We start from the raw sequence: 14,371 nt of genomic DNA, 5'->3' as shown, positions 1-14,371 counted from the left end.
AAGTTGCAGATCCTGCAACACTTTAGATTTGTTGCGGTGACAGCAGCGATCAGCCGGTGATTTATCAGGCGTAGTTTTGAGTTCGGAACTTATATTCGGAATATACAGAAGAGGACCCCGCGGCACTAGGCCTGGGGTCCTCTTCTGTATATGAAGCTATGAGCTTAAATGAGCATGGATCTGATCAAGTAATCGAAGCCTCATAGATGGCCTGGATCGACGCAGCGAGGGTGTGGTCAAATTCCTCTTCCGTCTGCTGATCGCTGAGCCCCTGGGATAAGGCGCGGGAGAAGCTGGCAATCACTCCATGCTGGCGGGCCAGCTTCTCGTTGGCTTCAGCCTGGGTATACCCTCCTGAGAGTGCTACGATCCGAATCACATGGGGATCTGCGGCGAGCTCACTGTATAAATTATCCTCTGTCGGGATCGACAGCTTGAGCATGACCTTCACGCCATCTGGCAGCTCAGACAAGCGTGCGGCCAGTTCATGCTTCAGCAATTGCTCTGACTCCTGCTTGTCCTTGCTGAGGATATCTACTTCCGGTTCAATAATCGGAACGAGTCCGAAGGCGGCGATCTGCCGGGCTAGCTCGAACTGCTGCTCCACGACTTGCCGGACACCCTCCGGGTTCGCCTCATGGATCACGGAGCGCATTTTGGTACCGAAGATATGCTTGCTGACTGCCCGCTTCAGCAGATCATCGAGGGCGGGGATAGGCTTCATGAGCTGGACTCCGTGCTGAGGAGCGGCCAGTCCCTGGTCTATTTTGAGAAAAGGCACGACGCCCTTCTGCTCCCACAGGTAATCGGCGGTATATTGCCCGTCTATGAGGCGGTCCATCGTGTTCTCGAACAGAATTGCACCTAGAATATGCTCCCGGTTAAAGGCGGGACTCTGAATAATGCGTGTTCTCATGCTGTGAACCATGGTGTACATCTCTTCGTCCCCTGAATAACGGTCTTCCTTAATACCGTATTGCAGCAGCGCTTTGGGGGTGCTTCCTCCGCTCTGATCCAGAGCAGCTATAAAGCCTTGGCCAGTGTGAATCCGGTCCAATTGTTCAGTATTCATGGTTAGGTTCATTCCCTTCTGCAAAATGAGATGGTTACTGTACCCTGTCTAGTATAGCACTTGCGCATAAGGACATACATGGGGGTCCGGCAGAGCTTTCCATTTGAGTTGAGAGATATGGTATGTTACCTTGTTCAATAGGATGGTATGATAGAAAGTGGGGTGAATTTAATTATGACAAACGAAACTACCAATGAGACCACGAATGAGCCGGTGAACGGTGAAGCGGAAGCTGCCGGGCAGGCCATGACCGAAGAGAATTGGAATGAGCTGCTCAAGGCTGTTTTTCATAACGGCATTGTAGCGCTCAAAATGAGCTTCAGCGATGTGGAAGGACAGGTGCTGAACCTGGACAACTACGGCCCGGTATTTGTATTCCGTGTGAAGGATAAAGATAACGCTGATTATTACTGCGGCTTCTTCCTTCGTGAGCTGGCTGGCCGGTTCCAGTCCGGCAATAGTCCGGAGATCTGGATGGCGTCCTTCTTCCACGAGCTGATGAAGACCAAGGGAGGCAACTCCATGCCTAAGCCGCTCGCCAGTGAAGAGGAAGCCAAGGCCGCTGTTGATAATGTGCTGGTTCCGATGTGTATCGCCGCTGTAACGGAGGAGTTCGCACCGGAGCAGGTGCATGCCGGACTGGCCTGGAACGAGGAGCATGGCCCGGTCTTTGAAGCAGGCTTCCCTGCAATCACGGACGGAAATAACGTATGCGCTATCCCGCTCCATCTGTTACTGACGCATCTGCAGCTTAACCGTGATCCTTCGGAGCTGCTCGTGCAAGGGATGTATAAGATCCGCGAAGAGCACGGACTCGAGTAGTACGACAATCAAGGTATCATCTTTGCAAAAGCATGAACCGCCTCCGTTGGAGAGCGGTTTTTTGCTGTGTTTGGTCTGACAAGGCAGTGTCTTCCGAAGGCCAGACCCCTCCTTTTCCTCCAGGTTCGCTGAATTGTCAAATTTCTGGTTCTTCCGGGAAGCAAAAACGATATATATGGGATGTAGCAGAAGAAGGCGCTGCCATTATCCATGTCCGAAACCGGTTGGGTAAGGTTTCAACTGCACGAACGTACGCGTGCATTGAAATAAGGCTGGCCATTTTGAAATCAATAGAGGAGGGCAATAATGCTTAAAAGAGGTAAAGTCTTAAGTCTGTTCATGCTGTTCACGTTATTCATCGCACTGGTTCCTGCGGGGAGCGCAAGCGCAGCAACCTGGAATCTGGCCTGGAGCGATGAGTTCGACGGCTCCTCCCTGAACACCGCTAACTGGACGGCTGAGATTGGCACAGGTACCGGCGGCTGGGGCAACAATGAATTGCAATACTATACGAACCGTTCACAGAACCTTAAGGTTACCGGCGGCAACCTGGTCATCACGGCGCAGAAAGAATCCTATGAAGGCATGAATTATACCTCGGCGCGGATTAAGACACAGGGACTCAAGAATTTCACCTACGGCAAAATCGAAGCCAGAATCAAGCTGCCTTCCGGGCAAGGATTATGGCCTGCGTTCTGGATGCTCGGCTCCAATATCAACACCCCGCCCGGCTGGCCTGCCTGCGGTGAGATCGATATTATGGAGCGGGTAAATAATAACGCTGCTGTCAACGGTACGGTGCACTGGGATGCAGGCGGCCATGCCGAATTCGGAAGGGTATCCGGTAATCTGGACTTCTCCCAATACCATGTATACAGTGTGGAATGGGATTCGAAGTACATCAGATGGTTCGTCGACGGCAACCAGTTCAATGAATTCTATATTGAGAACGGAACCGGCAACACGGAGGAATTTCAGAAACCGTTCTTCCTGCTGCTGAATCTTGCGGTAGGCGGCAACTGGCCTGGTGCTCCGAATGGAGCTACCAGCTTCCCGGCACAGATGCTCGTGGATTATGTGCGGGTGTATCAAGCGGGCGCTCCTTCGAGCGGAATTGTCAGCGGCGGAGTCTACACCTTGATGAACAAGGCAAGCGGCAAGGTACTGGATGTGACAGATGTTTCTACAGCAGACGGGGCCAAAATGCATCAGTGGACCAATTACACCGCCGCCAATCAGCAATTCAGAGTGGAGAGCACGGGAGACGGCTTCTACAAGCTTACAGCGATGCATAGCGGCAAGCTGCTGGATGTGCCGAATGCCTCCACGGCAAGCGGAGTCCAGCTTCAGCAGGCGAATGACAACGGCAGCAACGCCCAGCGGTGGAGCATCGTCGATGTGGGCGGCGGATACTACAAGCTGATCTCCAAAGCGAGCGGGCTGGCCATGGATGTCTCGAACTCCTCCACCGCAGACGGAGCGGTCGTGCAGCAATGGACGGACAACGGAACCGACGCCCAGAAATGGCAGCTTACCAAAATTAATTAGGAGTGGAAGTTCCAAAGTCCAGATAAATAAGCAAGAAGCCCCGCAAGCCTGTCGGCTGGGCGGGGCTTCTTGCTGTTTGCGGCAAGCTTCTATTTCTTCGCAAACAGCTCGATACTTTGTGTCTCCACAATTGGATTCCAGATACGCTCTACCGATAGAGTAAGCGGCTGCGGATAATCTGCAGCTTGACTGTCAAAAGATAAACTTATCTCACTGGTTCCCGTACCATCTCTAGAGATCATGGTGCCGCCGAAGTCGATTAGTGGCGTTTCCCGATTCGTTCTATTATGCACCTGGCCGTTCGCATCGGTGAATTTGTCGGCCAGTTGTGCGCCGATGTTCTCCGCCTGTACCGCCCCTTGCGAATCGGTGAAATAAGACAGATGGGTCACCTTACGCCGGAGCAGAATCTCTGCCGCTGTTGCATGATGTTCTTCCTTGGATGTGACCATTTCCCAATCGTTTGCCGGTGCTTCAATCACTTGCTGCTTGTTCAGATCGACCACAAATTTCATACGGTCCGGCTCCAGCGCCGAGATCCCGGCAATCTTCAGCGTGGTGGAGTCCGGCTGGTTAAGCTGGGTATACCTGAACACCAGCGTTGCCTGCGAGTGGTCTTTGTACACCTCGGAATTATCGGCCGTGATTCTGCCCGGATAAACCAATTTCTCGGTTTGACTCCCGGTCGTTGCGATCAGAACAGGATTCAGCAGGCTGAAAATCTGTTTGGTGTTCGCCTCGTCATACTCCAGATCGACATAAGTATTGAACGGAGTATACTGCACTTGGCGCACTTTGATCTGTTGACCGTCCACTATAAGCGTGCGATTCACAGGGAGTGTGCGTACCTGGTCTTTGAATTCGTCTGGGTCAAGCTGAAACGATACCTCCAGGCTGGTCCGATACTTGTTGCTGCTGGAAGTGAGCGCCTGGTCGGATGTTTTGGTGAGAATTAGAGTAAACTTCAGATCCTTGGAATCAGTGATGGAAGCCGGATAGTTAGTGGAATAAATAAAATTCTTGTCTTCGCCGGGCTGAATTCTGGATTCGCCACTGTACACTAATTCGAGGGCCGCGCCCCGATGCGGATCTGGAACCTCATAATCACCGAATTGAATTTTTGTATGCCCATAATCGACTACTTTATCCGTACCGTTGTGTACATTGAATAGGATATACACTTTACGGCCATCCGTGACGGCGCCATCCACATCCATGCGGTATCCATTGTTTGTTGCGCTTTGACGGACCGGTTGAACCAAATTTCGTTCCAGGATGCTGCCAACCAGCCGGTTTTTTAATGGCTGTTTGCGATAGTCCGCAAAATCATTCCAGCTTGTGGTACTGGCCGCCTGCACTGAACCGCCGAGGATCGAATCGTCTGTACCTCCGGCCGGCAAGCCGATGGATGAGACAAACACAAAAATGGCTGCGGCTGCGGCTAATACGGCGCCGGCCCCATAGGAATAGAAACGCCGTTTGCTGCGTTTTTTCCCTTGCGCCATTCCACTGCGCATTGCATTATGAATTTTCAATTCCTGAATCTCCTCTGCATGAAGATGGACCTCCTGGGCATCCTGTTTCAGGACACGCTCTTCTTTTTCCAACATTTCTGTCACCTCCGATTTGCTCACAGATATTTCCGCAACAGCCTAAGTCCTTCACGCAGCCAGGTTTTGATCGTGCCTTCGGGCTTATTCAGTACCTTGGCAATTTCAGTGGTCGTCATATCCTGGTAATACTTGAGCATCACAGCATGCCGGTATTTCGGCTTCATCCGGCTCATCGCCCGCTCCAGATCGAGACGGTCACTGCTCCTCATCTCCTGGGCTTCCTTCTCCTCCAGCTTCTCCGCCAGCACGACGCGTTTTTTACGCCTTAGCTCATCCATGCAGCAGTTGATGGTAATCCGCAGCAGCCACGGTGTGAAGGCCTGCTCGTTCTTAAGCTGTTTGCGCTTCATCCAGGCCCGGCACGAGGCTTCCTGCACCGCTTCCAGGGCATCTGCTTCTGAGCGCAAATAGCTGTACGCGAGCGTATACAGTTTACGGTGCTCACTTGCAAGCCGCTCGAAGAACACCTCTTCATCCATCAGCGCCAGATCTGCTGCATTGGCTTTGTTCATTGTCTTCCCCCCATTCACCATCCCCTCTTCCTTATTGTGTTGGTCTATGGAAGAAGTCGTCCTTTAAATATGTTTTCATAAGTAAGACGGAGCTAACCGGAAAAACGATTGATTTTTATTAAAACACATATCAGTTAGGCCAACCAGTGACAAACAGGCCGCAGCCAAGCGCTATAATTGTACTACTATAAATATCCAGAATTGTGGTACTGTTAATTGTAAGCGCTACGATTGTGGCGGAGAACGGGAGGCGGTCGATATGAAAGGTTCTCGAAGCGCCTGCCTGTATCTGCTTCTGATCATACTGTATATAGTGCTGGGTGGTTGTTCACGGAACTCAGGCGAAGACTCTCAAGGGGCAGAAGACAAGGTTGAGACGGCACCGCTGCAAAGCCCGGGCGTACAGAATCTGGTTTTTCACAGTGAGGCCCTCGACCGGGATATGCGGCTCAGTGTCTATCTTCCTGCAGGGTATAATGCCTCTCAGCGTTATCCGGTGCTCTATTTCATCCATGGCTACGGCAGCCGGGAGACGGATATTTTTGACGGACTGAACCTTCAGCAGAATGCAGAACGACTGATTGAGGCCGGTCAAATCGAGCCGCTCATTATCGTCGCTCCCCAGATGGACAACAGCTATGGGCTGAATGCTGTAGCTAATCCGGGTGATCCCGCAGCGCTGGGCGGTGAACGGTATGAGGATTATCTGGTAAAGGATGTTGTGGAGTATACAGATTCACATTTCAAAACTCTGGCTGAGCGCGATTCCCGCTATATTGGCGGTATATCGATGGGCGGTTTTATCAGCCTGCATTCGGCGTTTTTGCATAGCGATGTCTATAGCAGGGTTGGCGGGCATAGCCCGGCGCTGTTCCTGGATGACTGGTCTCTTGCCGGAGGCGAGAACGGCCTGGTCCAGTTTCTCTATCCGACGGAAGCGCTGCGGCAGGAGCGTGACCCGCTTCTTTTGGCGCAGAACAGGGACTTATCGAAGTTGAGTATCTACCTGGACTGCGGGGCGGAGGATAGCTACCGGTTCTATGAAGGCACGGAGCAACTGTATACCCTACTTAAGGAGAAGGGCGTGCCGGTAGAATATCACCTCAGAGCAGGCCAGCATGACGGGGACTATTGGAAGAGCCACATGGACGAATATTTGAAGTTCTATGCCGGGAGGACAGATGGATCATGACGCTTACGAATTACAATTTGAATTTTGAAAAGCTGTGTGCTACATATAAGTTGGGCTTACTTTAACTGCGTATATGAACTAACCCAAGGGAGATGAAGCCGAAGTGGAAAAGATTAAAGTTACCTATGAATCGGTGGACCAGTATATTGCCGCCTTTGCGCCGGAGATCCAGGAGCTACTGCAGAGCTTGCGTAAGGTCATTTCGGAAGCCGCGCCGGAGGCAGTGGAGAAGATCAGCTATCAGATGCCGACCTGGTTCCTGCATAAGAATCTGGTGCATATTGCCGCCTACAAGACGCATATTGGGTTCTACCCGGCACCCAGTGGAATCGAAGCCTTCAAGGAGGAACTAGCGCAGTACAAAGGAGCCAAGGGTTCGGTACAGTTCCCCATCAAGGAGCCGCTCCCCTATGATCTCATTGCCAGAATCGTCAAGTTCAGAGTGGAAGAGAATCAGCAGCAGGCTGCAGAGAAGCGGAAGAAGAAATAAGAGGGCGGGTTCATGTTGATCCAACATAAAAAAAGGGGCTGTCCCGAAGCCGTGAATTGGCTACTTGGGACAGCCCCTAATAGTTGACGCTACGCTTGATGGTGAATATAACTTAATTGTATTCGGTGTATGAATCCCAGTCCCTACAGCGCCTTATCGTCTATGCTGTTCAGCCAGCCCTCAATCTCTCCGATGACGGAGCCGATGCAGCCATCCTCGAACGGGGAGGTTAATCCGGCAAGCTTCACCAGCTCCGTGAAGGAGCGGCTGCCTCCGGCCTGGCAGAGCTTCAGATAATCCGGCCAGGCCGAGGTGAAGTCCTCGTTCGAGCGTTTCCAGAACTGGAAGGCGCAGAGCTGGGCCAGGGTATAGTCGATATAGTAGAACGGGGAGCGGAAGATATGGGCCTGCTTGTGCCAGAAGCCGCCTTGCTCCAGATAAGCATTACCGTCATAGTCACGGTGCGGCAGGTATTTCCGTTCTATGTCCCGCCAAGCCTGTTTGCGTTCCTGCGGCGTAGCTTCCGGATGCTCGTACACAAAATGCTGGAATTCATCGACAGATACGCCATAAGGAATGAACTCCAAACTGTCCGCCAGGTGGTTGAAACGGTACTTGTCCGCCTCCTCCTTGAAGAACAGGTCCATCCATGGCCAGGCGAAGAACTCCATACTCATCGAATGAATCTCAGCGGCTTCGGAGGTCGGGAACGTATATTCAGGAACCTCCATATTCCGGCTGGAATACGCTTGGAACGCGTGCCCGACCTCATGGGTCAGTACATCGATATCGCCGGAGGTTCCATTGAAGTTGGAGAAAATAAACGGAGCACGGTAGTCGCTGAAGAAGGTGCAGTAGCCGCCGAATTCCTTGCCTTTTTTGCTGACCAGATCCATCAGCCCGTTCTCCTGCATGAAGCTGAAGAATTCACCGGTCTCCGGGGACATCTCCTGATACATCTTCGCACCATTCGCCACGATCCAGTCCGGGTCTCCCTTAGGGGTAGCGTTGCCGGAATTGAACTTAATCCCCTCATCGTAAAATTTCAGTCCGTCCAGCTGAAGGCGTTCGCGCTGGCGCTGCTTCAGCTTCCCCGCAACCGGCACGATATGCTCATGCACCTGCTTGCGGAAGCCTGCTACCATCTCAGCATTATAATCGGTACGTCCCATCCGGTCATACCCGAGCTCCACGAAGCTCTTGTATCCCAGCTTGGCAGCGATTCCCGCCCGGACCTTCACCAGTTCGTCATAGATCCGGTCGAATTCGGGTTCATGCTCTGCCATGAAGGCATTACGGGCTTCGAATACGCCTTTGCGAACTTCACGGTCCGTGGAAGAATCGAACGGAATCAGCTGTGCCAAGGTGCGTTCTTCGCCCTGGAACATGATTTTGGCGGACGCGATCAATTGGGAGTATTCGGAGGACAGCTTATTCTCCAGCTGCAGATCTTCAATCACTTCAGGGCTGAAGGTACGCAGTGAGATTTCGGCCAGGCTTAACAGCTGTGTTCCCCATTCCTGCTCGAACTCGGCTCTGTACTTGGAGTTGACGAGGGCTCTGTAATAATCCGTGATGTACTCCTGGATCACCGGTCCGGTCTCGTCCATATAATCCTGCTCTGCCTTGTAGAATGCATCCTCCGTATCAATGGAGTGGCGGACACTCACGAGCGTCTCCATCGTATCGAAGCGGCTGCGCAGCTTATTGATTGCTGCCACGGCAGCTTTTTGCTCCTCCAGATTGCCTGTCTCCAGGTCCTTCAGCAGCGTGGTGAACTCCTGCTTGAATTGCTCCACATCCGGGCGTTCGTATACATATTCTGAGAATTTCATTTGCTGTATCGCATCCTTTCTTTACCATATAGATTCTATTATATAATCGGCGCCCGCAAAAAACTAATGTTCAGGCCGTAAAGTTTGATTATAGCTAATTATGGGTGCAGCAGCGTCTAGTGGTTGAATGGATATGGAAATTATTTTAGAATAGAGGTAATCTGCACCAATTCCAGAATCCCGGGAGGTGATGACCCATGTTTCGGATGAGTCAGTATGTGAACGGCACGCTCCATGCAAAGCCTGTGAAATAACTAAGGCGAAAGCTTGGCATGGAGCGGATTTATTCGCCTGTAGTATGTTTTAAGAAATACAGTTATTTATACACAGGCTTTGCCCTTAAAAGATTAATATATTTTAAGGAGCGAGCCAGAGATGCAATGTATAAATGCAGCAAAGCTATTGCCAGAACACCTGCTGAAGGAAATTCAGCAATATATTCAAGGGGAAGCCCTGTATATTCCAACCTGCCCGAGCAAACGCCGAAAATGGGGTGAAAGCTCAGGAGCAGCCAATTACTATAAAGTCCGCAATGCTGAGATCCGTAGCCGCTTCCAAGAAGGTGCAGAGTTGTACCAATTGTGCGAGCAATACGGGTTATCCATCGACAGCATCCGCAAAATTGTATATTCCAAGAACCCGCAGAGCTGATCTGCGGGTTTTTTGCTGCTCAGATGATACGCCATTCTCGACTGAATCCTCTAAATTAGACGGACCCATTAGAAGTGTAGCCAATTGCAGACGAGGTTGCGGACTGAGATTCCGTTATTGCAGCTTAAAGCCGCTAGAGTGCAGCTTGCGAAAAGGCCATTGTATAAGTTATTTTACAAAAATATACTGTAGCTGTAGGGAGAGAAGGCAGGAGGCGGTGGCGGTGAAAATCACGATTGAGCAGGTGCCGGAGGGCGGGGAGCCTGAAATTATTCTCAGGTGCAACGACCCGGATGAAGCCTTGCTGGGGCTGATCTACTCGGTGAACGCAGGCGCAAGGAAGCTGATTGGTATGAACGGGCTGCAAATGCACATCATCCATCCGCATGAGGTTTATTATTTCGAGGCGGTGGATCATAAGGTGTTCATCTACTGCCAGGAGAAGGTGTATGAGTCAAGGCTGAAGCTGTATGAGCTGGAGACGGAGTATGAGTCTGGCGATTTTTTCAGGGCCTCCAAATCCAGCATCCTGAATGTGGCCAAGATCGAGTCGCTCCGCCCGGTGCTCTACGGAAGATACGAGGCGCTGTTGCACAACGGTGAGAAGGTCTACATCTCCAGACAATACGTCCCGGTGCTCAAACGGAAGTTAGGGTTATAGCTGCGCTGTCCAAACTTGACTAGGAGGAAAACTCATGATTACAACCAGAAAGTATGTGTCTTTGTTCGTGAAGGATCTGCTGGTGGCTTGCGGGGGTCTGATGGTGCTCGCGGCGGTTGTGCTGGCTCTGAACTCAACGGAGATGATCCGGGGCTCGCTGCTGGTGCAATTGTTCCTGGGGGCTGCGGCATTTACCTGCTTCCGCTATGCGCTGGTGAATACGTATGAGGTTGATCCCAAAGTGCAGACGATCAGCTTCTACCTCTGCTTCATCCTTGCTGATGTATTGGTGATTCTCTGGCTGTGGCTGTTCGCGGATGGCCCGCTGATGGATAAGGGAGTGCTGGTGCCGTTCGTCATTGTTATTCTGGTGGTCAAAAGTATGGTGTACGCGATGATGCACATCGACGGGAAACGGGAAGCCAAGCAGCTTAATCAGAAGCTGTATGAGTATAAGCAGGACGGGGAGCAAAAAGAAGAAGAGCTTTAGGAATCTCTGGTGATAGGGGTTATGAAAGCCATCTTGGAGGGGAAGCGGCCCGGGTGGCTTTTTTGGTGCTAAGTAAGGTTGGGGATTTCTGTTACCTTTTGCAGACTGAACCGTAATAAGCCAAATGCTATACATAATCTTCCATGGAGATGATCTTATGCTGCTTCACAAGGTATCCCTGACAGAAATGATGAGCCGGATTCACGAACCCGGATATTCACCCGAAACTGTGCTTGACCCGTACTTGGAGCGTTACAGACAGGTTGAGCCGCATATCCATGCATTTGTCCCTGAGGCTGAGGCTGAAGGGCGTCTGGATTCGGAAAAAGCTCTGCTGCAACGTACCTACAGCGGAGATGAGCGTAAACCGGCCCTCTTCGGCATTCCTGTGGGCATTAAGGATCTGCTGCATGTAGACGGCCTGCCGACCCGGGCGGGATCACAGCTATCCGCTGAGCTGTTAGCCGGTGCCCAGGGATCTCTGGTCGCTAAGCTGCGTGCCCTAGGGGCCGTGATTGCAGGCAAGACGGTGACCGAGGAATTCGCCTATAACGGGCCGATTGCTACGCTTAATCCGCATAATACCGGGCATACTCCAGGAGGTTCCAGTGCAGGCTCCGCCGCAGCGGTGGCTGCGGGGCTCTGTCCGCTGGCAGTGGGCACACAGACGCTGCGTTCGGTGATCGCCCCGGCGTCCTTTTGCGGAGTGGTCGGCTTCAAGCCCAGCTACGGGAGGGTTCCGCTGGATGGGGTGCTGCTGTTCTCACCGTCTTTTGACTCAGTAGGGTTCTTCACACAAAACTTGCCTGATATGGAGGCTGCGGCGGCCTTGCTTGTCCCGGACTGGGAGACTCCTGCTGCCCCAATCCCCCGCAAGCCGGTTCTGGGCATCCCCAAGGGAGTCTATATGGAGCTGATGAGCGCGGAAGTCAAAGGGCTGTTCGGGGCTCAGATCACAGGACTTGAACAGCTTGGATATGAAGTCCGTTACGTCCAAATGCCGTGGGAGGATGAACTCATCTACGGAAATGCGATGCTGCGTTTCATTGAGGGTGAGCTGGCACGGGAGCATGAGCATAGATTCGCGGAGCATAGAGCGGAATACGGTCTTCCCGTGCAGGAAGCGATCCTTAGAGGGCAGCAGATTCCGGAGGAGGAGCTGGAGCAGTACCGAACCCGGCAAAGGGAGCTGAGGCAGGATCTAATGGAGCTGATGGAACAAGAGGGAATCGATCTGTGGGTCTCTCCGGCCCAAGGGGGGACTGCGCCGAAGATTGAGGAGCGGAATACGGGCTGGGCAGGGATGCCTGCGGTCTGGGGCTTCGCGGGAGTGCCCACGGTCAGTCTGCCTGCGGCAACGCTTGAAGGCATGCCGCTCGGCTTCCAGTGTATAGGAAGATATGGAGAAGACGAGGAGTTGTTAGCTTGGGCACGGCAGCTATGGCTGTGTCTGGCGGGTGAGCAACCGCTCCCCGTGGAATAAGGAGCGGTTACCGGTTGGTTACGGTGCCGGTTATTTTGTTTTGGGGTCCCCGCAAAGTACCTGAATATCCATCGAAGCTAAAGTCTCACTTTGTGGGGTTTCTTGGGGAAGCAGCGCCGCTTCAGGAACCGTACGTCGATCTCCCCGCTGCCGCCGGTATTCGGCTTCAGGCGGAGAGGGAAGGCGTTACGCTTCAGCAAGAGCTTCACCTGGCGCGGCGTGAGGCATGGGCGGAGCTGGAGCAGCTGGGCGGCGGCACCGGACACGATGGGCGTGGAGATGCTCGTGCCGGACAGCTTGAAATACCGCTTGCCGACCTTATTGCGCGGCAGTTCACGGACCAGCTGGGAGCCGGGGGCACGCAGCGAGATCACTGAATCGCCGGGGGCGACCAGATCCGGCTTCACCTTGCCGCCGGGAGCGGGCCCGCGGCTGGAATAGACGGCGATCCGGTCATCCTTCTGCGTCAGCGTCCGGCGGTCATTGACGGCTCCGACGGTGATCGCGGAGGGGCTGATCCCGGGGGACTCAATAGTCCGGCGCCTGGGGCCGGCATTACCGGCGGCGATGACTACGGTGAGCCCGGATTTGCCGGCTTTTTCAACAGCCTGGACGAGAAGGTCATCCTTGACATGCGGAGCCACCGGTCCGCCGAAGGACATGGAGAGGATGCGCAGCTTCAGCTTTTTGCGGCGGGTGATGCAGTATTCAATTGCCTTGATAATGGTGGAGTCATAGCCGTTCCCATACTTATCCAGCACCTTGATTCCGACAATCCCCGCTTCCGGCGCGGGTCCCCGGTACTTGCCCCGGCTGGACCAGCCGTTACCGGCGGCATCCCCGGTGATATGCGTGCCGTGTCCGTTGTCATCATACGGGCATTTCCGGTGATTGATATAATCCTTGAACGCCAGAATGCGGTTCACCGGCCGGGTCAGATCGGGATGCGGATAGACTCCGGTATCAAGCACAGCGATGTTGATGCCTTTGCCGGTAAGCCCTCTTGAGCGTCTAACCGCTGTAGCGCCTATGGATGGAGTTGCAATGTTGAGCGTAGCCTTCTTGATTCCATCCAGATAGACTTTATGGACTCCGTTCCAGCGGCATACATGCTCCAGACATTTCAGGGATACCTGTGAAGCCACGGCCTGGTGCAGCCGCAGATGATGCTTGACCGGGAGGACATGCCGTCCCAGATGCGTCCTTAGTTCGCGGAGTCCCGCTGGAGTAATCGGTTGTCTGAACTGTATGATCACCGGTATAGCAGCATTTGCAGCACTAGTGGAATAAGCACTGCGGATCTTATGCTTCAGGGGCCGGTTGAGCTTGGCGGCGTGATGCCTGACCCATGATGGTACACTCTTCATAATGTAATCACCTCTATGAAGCAGTGTATGCGGCCAGCTGCCCTGTGGGTACGAAACCATGAATGAGTACAGGGATACATTTATGTAAATAACAGGCAAAAGTGCGTTTCGGTTGATTCTTCTCTTGCATTTACTACTGTATTCCAATAGAAAGTGGTGAAGCAAATGAAAGAATCAGAGAAGAAGGCATTGCTGGCAAAACGTCAACTGATGGCTAAAAAAGCAAGAGCAGCGGCGGTAGTAAGACCCAAGAGACGGCGGATCAGACAGGTGCTTAATAATTTCATCGTGCTTGCAGTGAACAATAACAATGTCCCTTACGAAACGCAGGGCTGGACGGCTACACTGACCCGGAGCTCCGGCACTGTGATCACGGCTCAGTTCGATGAATTCGGCGTCGCCCAGTTTAATACGATCAGTACGCTGACAACAGTCAGCTACACGCTCCGAATTATCGATGCGGATAATGTGCAGCGCACACAGAAGTTCGTCCCGTCGAACCGCGAGTTTTTTGTAGCACGCTTCTAAGGTGGCGGACCTATTTATATTCTATGAACAGAGCAAGATAGAAAGCCAGATTGCATAGTGTAGCTGTGAATGACTGAACGAAAGAGCTGTTTCCGGGGCCGGAGGGC

Annotated in this window: 14 protein-coding genes; 9 read left to right on the top strand and 5 right to left on the bottom strand. The window is 52.7% G+C overall.

All coding sequences use genetic code 11. From position 1 onward, the window contains the following. Positions 1 to 184 precede the first annotated feature (184 nt). On the bottom strand, positions 185 to 1,072 hold the full coding sequence (locus C173_RS13190) for a fructose bisphosphate aldolase (protein WP_036725430.1): 888 nt from the start codon (positions 1,070 to 1,072) through the stop codon (positions 185 to 187). 174 nt (positions 1,073 to 1,246) lie between these two features. On the opposite strand from C173_RS13190, the gene C173_RS13185 reads away from it, so the two are divergent. After that, complete coding sequence (locus tag C173_RS13185) at positions 1,247 to 1,894, top strand: hypothetical protein (RefSeq protein WP_036725428.1); 648 nt, start codon at positions 1,247 to 1,249, stop codon at positions 1,892 to 1,894. A gap of 306 nt (positions 1,895 to 2,200) precedes the next feature. Then, positions 2,201 to 3,442 carry an RICIN domain-containing protein gene (locus C173_RS13180; protein ID WP_036725427.1) on the top strand — a complete coding sequence of 414 codons (1,242 nt, stop codon included), beginning with the start codon at positions 2,201 to 2,203 and terminating at the stop codon, positions 3,440 to 3,442. An 89-nt stretch (positions 3,443 to 3,531) separates the two neighbouring features. Here the strand turns inward: C173_RS13180 and C173_RS13175 are convergent, their stop codons facing one another. Both C173_RS13175 and C173_RS13170 read right to left on the bottom strand, forming a co-directional pair. Continuing rightward, positions 3,532 to 5,052, bottom strand: coding sequence for a DUF4179 domain-containing protein (locus C173_RS13175; protein WP_036725425.1), 1,521 nt, complete (start codon positions 5,050 to 5,052; stop codon positions 3,532 to 3,534). Positions 5,053 to 5,072: 20 nt separating this feature from the next. Next, positions 5,073 to 5,567, bottom strand: coding sequence for a sigma-70 family RNA polymerase sigma factor (locus tag C173_RS13170; RefSeq protein ID WP_051478037.1), 495 nt, complete (start codon positions 5,565 to 5,567; stop codon positions 5,073 to 5,075). Positions 5,568 to 5,826: 259 nt separating this feature from the next. On the opposite strand from C173_RS13170, the gene C173_RS13165 reads away from it, so the two are divergent. Both C173_RS13165 and C173_RS13160 read left to right on the top strand, forming a co-directional pair. Further along, a complete protein-coding gene (locus C173_RS13165) occupies positions 5,827 to 6,759 on the top strand; it encodes an alpha/beta hydrolase (protein WP_081751156.1) in 933 nt (310 codons plus the stop codon). Between the two features lie 103 nt (positions 6,760 to 6,862). Next, entirely contained in the window at positions 6,863 to 7,249 is a 387-nt protein-coding gene (locus C173_RS13160) for an iron chaperone (protein WP_036725422.1), read from the top strand. Between the two features lie 143 nt (positions 7,250 to 7,392). Here the strand turns inward: C173_RS13160 and C173_RS13155 are convergent, their stop codons facing one another. Further along, the gene (locus tag C173_RS13155) at positions 7,393 to 9,084 is read right to left on the bottom strand and encodes a M3 family oligoendopeptidase (protein WP_036725420.1); all 1,692 of its coding nucleotides are present in this window, start codon (positions 9,082 to 9,084) and stop codon (positions 7,393 to 7,395) included. Between the two features lie 375 nt (positions 9,085 to 9,459). Between C173_RS13155 and C173_RS13150 the strand changes: the two genes are divergently transcribed. From C173_RS13150 to C173_RS13135, 4 genes are all read left to right on the top strand, one after another. Next, on the top strand, positions 9,460 to 9,735 hold the full coding sequence (locus C173_RS13150) for a CD3324 family protein (RefSeq protein WP_036725418.1): 276 nt from the start codon (positions 9,460 to 9,462) through the stop codon (positions 9,733 to 9,735). Between the two features lie 223 nt (positions 9,736 to 9,958). After that, positions 9,959 to 10,396 carry a LytTR family DNA-binding domain-containing protein gene (locus C173_RS13145; protein WP_036725417.1) on the top strand — a complete coding sequence of 146 codons (438 nt, stop codon included), beginning with the start codon at positions 9,959 to 9,961 and terminating at the stop codon, positions 10,394 to 10,396. A 34-nt stretch (positions 10,397 to 10,430) separates the two neighbouring features. Then, positions 10,431 to 10,886 (top strand): hypothetical protein, encoded by a 456-nt coding sequence (locus C173_RS13140; RefSeq protein ID WP_036725414.1) that lies wholly within the window; start codon positions 10,431 to 10,433, stop codon positions 10,884 to 10,886. Positions 10,887 to 11,043: 157 nt separating this feature from the next. Next, a complete protein-coding gene (locus C173_RS13135) occupies positions 11,044 to 12,369 on the top strand; it encodes an amidase (RefSeq protein WP_051478026.1) in 1,326 nt (441 codons plus the stop codon). Between the two features lie 77 nt (positions 12,370 to 12,446). On the opposite strand, the gene C173_RS13130 is transcribed toward C173_RS13135, so the two are convergent. Then, the gene (locus tag C173_RS13130) at positions 12,447 to 13,736 is read right to left on the bottom strand and encodes a S8 family peptidase (protein WP_051478025.1); all 1,290 of its coding nucleotides are present in this window, start codon (positions 13,734 to 13,736) and stop codon (positions 12,447 to 12,449) included. A gap of 165 nt (positions 13,737 to 13,901) precedes the next feature. Between C173_RS13130 and C173_RS13125 the strand changes: the two genes are divergently transcribed. Next, positions 13,902 to 14,264, top strand: coding sequence for a hypothetical protein (locus C173_RS13125; protein ID WP_051478024.1), 363 nt, complete (start codon positions 13,902 to 13,904; stop codon positions 14,262 to 14,264). The last annotated feature ends 107 nt before the right edge of the window (positions 14,265 to 14,371 follow it).

Source organism: Paenibacillus sp. FSL R7-277, assembly GCF_000517965.1.
Lineage (GTDB): Bacteria > Bacillota > Bacilli > Paenibacillales > Paenibacillaceae > Paenibacillus_AQ > Paenibacillus_AQ silagei.
This window is presented reverse-complemented; position numbering and strand designations above follow the sequence as displayed.

Excerpts from the sequence above, each read along its gene's own strand:
- C173_RS13165 (WP_081751156.1), top strand. The coding sequence starts at position 5,827 with ATGAAAGGTTCTCGAAGCGCCTGCCTGTATCTGCTTCTGATCATACTG.
- C173_RS13170 (WP_051478037.1), bottom strand. The coding sequence starts at position 5,567 with ATGAACAAAGCCAATGCAGCAGATCTGGCGCTGATGGATGAAGAGGTG.
- C173_RS13150 (WP_036725418.1), top strand. The coding sequence starts at position 9,460 with ATGCAATGTATAAATGCAGCAAAGCTATTGCCAGAACACCTGCTGAAG.
- C173_RS13130 (WP_051478025.1), bottom strand. The coding sequence starts at position 13,736 with ATGAAGAGTGTACCATCATGGGTCAGGCATCACGCCGCCAAGCTCAAC.
- C173_RS13190 (WP_036725430.1), bottom strand. The coding sequence starts at position 1,072 with ATGAATACTGAACAATTGGACCGGATTCACACTGGCCAAGGCTTTATA.
- C173_RS13180 (WP_036725427.1), top strand. The coding sequence starts at position 2,201 with ATGCTTAAAAGAGGTAAAGTCTTAAGTCTGTTCATGCTGTTCACGTTA.
- C173_RS13125 (WP_051478024.1), top strand. The coding sequence starts at position 13,902 with ATGAAAGAATCAGAGAAGAAGGCATTGCTGGCAAAACGTCAACTGATG.
- C173_RS13135 (WP_051478026.1), top strand. The coding sequence starts at position 11,044 with ATGCTGCTTCACAAGGTATCCCTGACAGAAATGATGAGCCGGATTCAC.
- C173_RS13140 (WP_036725414.1), top strand. The coding sequence starts at position 10,431 with ATGATTACAACCAGAAAGTATGTGTCTTTGTTCGTGAAGGATCTGCTG.
- C173_RS13175 (WP_036725425.1), bottom strand. The coding sequence starts at position 5,052 with ATGTTGGAAAAAGAAGAGCGTGTCCTGAAACAGGATGCCCAGGAGGTC.
- C173_RS13185 (WP_036725428.1), top strand. The coding sequence starts at position 1,247 with ATGACAAACGAAACTACCAATGAGACCACGAATGAGCCGGTGAACGGT.
- C173_RS13155 (WP_036725420.1), bottom strand. The coding sequence starts at position 9,084 with ATGAAATTCTCAGAATATGTATACGAACGCCCGGATGTGGAGCAATTC.